This is a genomic window from Armatimonas sp. (assembly GCF_031410135.1).
Lineage (GTDB): Bacteria > Armatimonadota > Armatimonadia > Armatimonadales > Armatimonadaceae > Armatimonas.
Map to the genome: position 1 here is coordinate 1 of NZ_JANNYP010000718.1, position 5,061 is coordinate 5,061.

The 5,061-nt window shown below is 62.0% G+C and carries 4 protein-coding genes; all 4 read right to left on the reverse strand.

Going from position 1 to position 5,061, the window contains the following annotated elements:
• Window positions 1-1,348 (reverse strand): TolC family protein (locus tag RMO15_RS26140; RefSeq protein ID WP_309719711.1); only part of this gene is annotated, 1,348 nt, incomplete at its 3' end.
• The gene (locus RMO15_RS26145) at window positions 1,345-2,967 is read right to left on the reverse strand and encodes an efflux RND transporter periplasmic adaptor subunit (protein ID WP_309719713.1); all 1,623 of its coding nucleotides are present in this window, start codon (window positions 2,965-2,967) and stop codon (window positions 1,345-1,347) included. The genes RMO15_RS26140 and RMO15_RS26145, both read right to left, overlap by 4 nt.
• A complete protein-coding gene (locus tag RMO15_RS26150) occupies window positions 2,964-3,665 on the reverse strand; it encodes an ABC transporter ATP-binding protein (RefSeq protein ID WP_309719715.1) in 702 nt (233 codons plus the stop codon). The genes RMO15_RS26145 and RMO15_RS26150 overlap by 4 nt, the downstream gene beginning before the upstream one ends.
• Window positions 3,658-4,905: an ABC transporter permease gene (locus tag RMO15_RS26155; RefSeq protein ID WP_309719718.1), complete on the reverse strand. Its 1,248-nt coding sequence runs from the start codon at window positions 4,903-4,905 to the stop codon at window positions 3,658-3,660. The genes RMO15_RS26150 and RMO15_RS26155 overlap by 8 nt, the downstream gene beginning before the upstream one ends.
• Window positions 4,906-5,061 lie beyond the last annotated feature (156 nt).

The following is a 5,061-nucleotide window of genomic DNA, read 5'->3' on the forward strand; positions in this document are numbered from 1 at the left end:
GGGCGATGAGCAGGTCGTAGCGGGCGTTGATGTGGTTGACCTCGGACTGAACCAGCGTGGACTGCGCATCACTGACAGAGAGCTGGGTGTCAATTCCCGTGGCAAGGCGCACCTGGGCGATGCGAAGCGCCTCGCGAGACTGCTCCACGGTCTTGGCGGTACTCTTGAGCCGCGCCTGGGCATCTTCCACCGAGAGACACGCCTGCTCCACTTCCTTAGCAATCCCGTTTTTGTACTCCTCTAGCTGTGACTCCGCCGAGCGCAGGTCCGAGTGGGCGCTGGTGATCTGTGAGCGGGTCGTGCCGCCGTCGCTTAAGGGAATCGAGAGATTGAGCGAGACCGTCGCGGCGTCTTTGGGTGTGAAGGCATTGGCGGGGCTAGGGTTGTAGCTGCCGTTGAGCCTCGCTGAGAGGCTGGGCGCGTTGCCACGGTGTGCGTAGCGGACACCGAGATTCGCTTTTTCCTGGTTGAGCTGGGCCTGCTTTGCCTCGGGGCGCTGCTCCAGTGCGCTCTTGAGCAGCACTTGCCGCTCTAGCTTCTCAATCTTGGGAAGTGCTTTCGGACTCTCTGGGGCCAGTATCGCCGTGGGGGGAAGCCCGAACGTGTTGGCGAGATTGGTTCGCGCAATCGCGGCCTGGTTCTTGGCATTGAGAAGTGATTGCTCCTGGTTGGCGAGCTGTGTCTCGGCACGGAGTACCTCAAAGCCCGCCGCACTTCCGGCTTTCTCTTTTTCTTGCGAGACCCGTAGCGACTCGGTGCTGCTAGCAACGGCGGCGGCTTGGACGCGCACAAACTCTTGTGCTCGGAGCAGCTCGTAGAAGCTATTCTGGACACTGAAGACCACCTCGCGTTTCACTTTCTCTTCCTCAAGCTGCTGGATCGCCTCGTCGGTGCTCCCCAGACGGATCAGCGTCTTCTGCACGCCCCAGGCATCGAGCTGCTGGGTGAGCGAGAGTCCCAAACTGGTCTGGTTGAGGCTCCCGCCGCCCAAGTTTAGCGTGTTGCCATTCGTGCCCGTTCCCGTGCCAGGCTCGGTCTCGGCGCGGGTGAGCTGGACGGAGCCAGAGCCTGGAGGCGTGCCCTGAAGCCCAACGGGAAACGGGTTCCCGCCACCCACGCCGCTCCCACTGCCTCCGCCACTGTTGGCAAGGGCCGTCGAGAGGCGGGTGTAGGATGCCGTTGCGCTGGCTTGGGGCCGCAGCTGGGAGCGCTGCTGCTCCACACTCTCGCGGCTCCGCTGGCGGCGCTCACGGGCTTGCTGGAGCTTTGGCGAACGCTCCAGCGCGACCTGAATCGCCTGCTCCACCGTACGAATCTCTTGTTCCTGGTAGATAACAATAGCAATCAACGAGTCTTCTCCTTTGCGATCACTGCTTGGCCCTCTTTTAGGTCAGCTCCTCCGAGAATCACCTTGTCGCTCTCGCTGAGCCCTTCTCGAATGGGAAGAAGCTGCGCACTGGCGGCACCGATTTTTACTTTCCGCTTTGCTACTTTGCCGTTCTCAATAATAAGAGCTGTGGAGGTGTCGCCCATGGTACTGACAGCGGCGACGGGCACGACGAGTTGCTCTTTGCCTGCTTCGACGATCAGATTCACGGAGAGCGTCTGGCCGGAGCGAATCCAGCGTGGCGGGTTGATAGGGGTAAGGCGGACTTCTACCGTTCCGCGATCCGTGTCTACCTGGGTTCCCACCTCCGTCACTTTAGCGGGGAAGCTCTGGCCGGGGTAGGCGTCGCTGGTGACCTCAGCGTCCTGCCCGACACGCAAGCGCCCCAGGTTCACTTCGTCCACATCAATCTTGATCTCCGGTTTTTGGAGGCGGGTGAGCTTGAGAAGAGAAGATGTCGGGCTGATAATGCCGCCCTCTTCGGTGAGGATCTGGGTCACCGTGCCATCGAAGGGGGCCAGAAGGCGCGTCTCTAAGAGCCGCTTCTCCGAGAGGCCGATTCCCTCGCTGGCCTCACTCAGACGCTGGCGGGCTGTGGACTCTGCACGCCGTGCATCTTCGAGCCGGGCTGCGGCGACGGCAACATCTTCGGGGCGCGGGCTGGCGAGAAGCGAGCGAAGCTGGGCCTGGCCCGATTTTTCGGAGCCCGTGCGACTGGCTTGAGCGGAGGCGACTTCCGCGCTGGCGGTGCGCACCTCGGACTCGGCGGCGGCGACATCGGCCTCGCTCTGGCGGAGCTGCTCAGGGCGGGTGCCACTCTTGAGCTGGCGGAGCCGGGCGCGGTGGCTCTCCAGGGTCTGTTCGGCGACGGCGAGCTGGGTCTGGGCCTGCTCGGCCTGATTGCGTGGGATCGCACGGGCAGCGAGTAGCTCGCTCTGGCGGTCGTTGTCGCGCTTGGCTTGCGTAAGATTGGCCTCGCTCTGGCGCACTTGTGCCTCCGCCTGCTCAATCTCTTCAATCCGGCTTCCCGCCTTCAGCTCCGCGAGGCGCTGCTGGGCCGAGAGGAGTTTTTGCTCGGCTCCGGCGAGGCGGGACTTGCTACTGGTGACTTTGGTCTCGGCGACGGCGATATTCTGCGCGACATCGGCCTTGAGACGCGCGACATCACCTTCGAGCGGGCCGCGCTGGGCCTGCCGAAGCTGTGCCTCGGCGGTGCGCACGCTGCTCTGCGCCTGGGCGATCTGCTCTTGAAACGTGCGGAGCTGCGACTGGCTCTGGGAGCGCTGCGCCTCCAGCACTTGATTGTCGAGCTGCGCCAGAAGCTGGCCCTTGTGCACGCGCTGCCCCTCTTTGACAAAGAGCTGGATGACGCGCCCACCGGTGGCCGCTCCCACGCTGGTCTCGACCTCTCCACGGAGCCGCCCCGAGGCCGAGATGCTCTCGACGACGAGCTTACGCTGGGGGAGGGTGATCTCTACTTGCCGTGGCTTGTTCTTGGCGAAGAGTACTCCACCGCCGACAATGCCGATTCCTAGGAGCGCCAATGCCCCAGTTCCCAGGGCTGTAAAGTTTCGTTTCATTCGTTTGTTACCTCGGTTAAGTAGCCGTCCTCGATGCGCAGGATGCGATCTGCGGCGGCAGCAAGACGGTCATCATGGGTGACCATCAAAAACGTGACGCCCAGCTCGCGAGCGATCTCGCGCATCAGCGCGAACACTTCGGCACCGGAGCGGGAGTCTAAATTACCCGTAGGCTCATCGGCCAGCACGAGCTTTGGCTTGTTACAGAGCGCCCGCACAATCGCGGTGCGCTGCTGCTGTCCGCCCGACATCTGGTTGGCTCGTTTATTGAGCTGCGTCTCCAGCCCGACCCGTGTGAGCAAGAGCTTGGCGTAGCTTGTGTCGTCTTTCTCCGGAGCGCCTTTCTGGATCGAGACGGGCATGAGTACGTTCTCCAGGCAGGTGAACTCTTCGAGCAGGTGGTGGAACTGGAAGACAAAGCCGATCTTTTGGCCCCGGAGCTTGGCAAGCCCGAGCGCGTCGAGCGAGCCGATCTCCACGCCATCAATGGAGGCGCTGCCCTCGGTGGGCTTATCCAGTGCACCAAGGATATTGAGAAGCGTGGACTTACCGCTCCCGCTCTGGCCGATAATGGCGATAAACTCGCCCGAGTAGGCGATCATGTCCACGCCATGGAGCACCTCGACGGCCTTATCCGTGCCCGAATTGTAGGTCTTCTTGAGCCCCACTGTCTCGACAATGACCGAGCGACTAACCACGGAGCACCTCCACAGGGTCGAGACGAGAGGCGCGGCGGGCGGGCCACTGCGCGGCAAGAACTGTGGCAAGCACCACGGCGACAAAAGCGCCAATCACGATCCAGAGATCCAGAGCGACGGGGGCAAGCTTGTCCACACGTCCGTAGCGCCCCGGTAGTGTCACGCTGTCCACGATGCTCAGGAGGATATAGGCCACGATGCAGCCGACAAGTCCGCCAATAACCGCGACACCAAGCCCTTCCATCGTGAAAATGCGCAGGATCTGCTGCTCGGAGGCACCCATGCTCTTGAGGATGCCGATCTGCTTGCTTTTTTGTAGCACCGAGACAATAAGAACCGCCGCAATGGCGCAGGAAGACGTGATGAGCATAAAGCTGGTGAGGAGCGAGCGAATCGCCGTCTGGGTGCGCATTCCATTGGTCATCATCTCGTTGTCATCAAGCCAGGACTTGACTTTAAGGCGCGGAAACATCGCCCGAATCTCCGGGCCAGTCTTGTCCACCGCAAACGCATCGTCGAGCTTGACGGCGATCTGCGAGACGCCCGCTCCCATGGCAAAGAGCGACTGGGCCGCTCGCAGGGGGATATAGACCTCACGCTCGTCGCTCTGCGGGCTACCAGTGTAGAAGAAGCCCGCCACCCGAAAGATCTGTGTCACGCCCTCCGACGACTGAATCCGCACCCGATCCCCGAGCTGAAGGCGCAGCTTCTCGGCCAGCGTCATGCCCACCACTACCTCGTCGGGGGCAATATCGGGCCAGCGCCCCGTGAGCAGGCTCTCTTTCAGGGAGATCAGCCGCTCTTGCTGCTCCGGGTCGGCACCAATCAGCGTCACGGACTCGCGCTTGGAGCCCTTGAGCGCAAAAGCATTGCCCTTCACCTGCGACATCACGGTTGTCAGCCCTCGTACTGGCCTGATCTGCGCCTCTATCTCGCCGCCGTTGTTGATGCGCGTGCTCTGCTGAAAGGTCTGCTGTGGCTCGGAGGTGTAGATCCGGTCTGAGCGGCTGGCCGCCTGGAGATTCTCCAGAGGCGTAGGCTGGATGTCTTTGGGCTCAAGGGTAATATGGGCCAGGGTGCGCAGCTGGTTGCCCATGAGCTTCTTGGACATTCCCGCGATGCTCCCGTTCACAAAGATAATCACCATCGTGGCGATGGCAACCGCCAGGATGATCAAGATCGTCGTGCCGCCGCCGGTTCTCAGGTGCCGCCAGGCAATCGTTCTCTCAAATCGCATCATGATCGTCTCCTCATCAGGCTCACGGGTTAGGGCAGCTTAAAGTCTTCTGCAGAGAGCGCTGGGTTGATCTCCGTGCTCCGCACTTTGAGCTTCACCGACGCCATCTTGGGGAGCCCGTCCATCTTCACGCCCAGCTCCACGGGCACCTTCACGCCG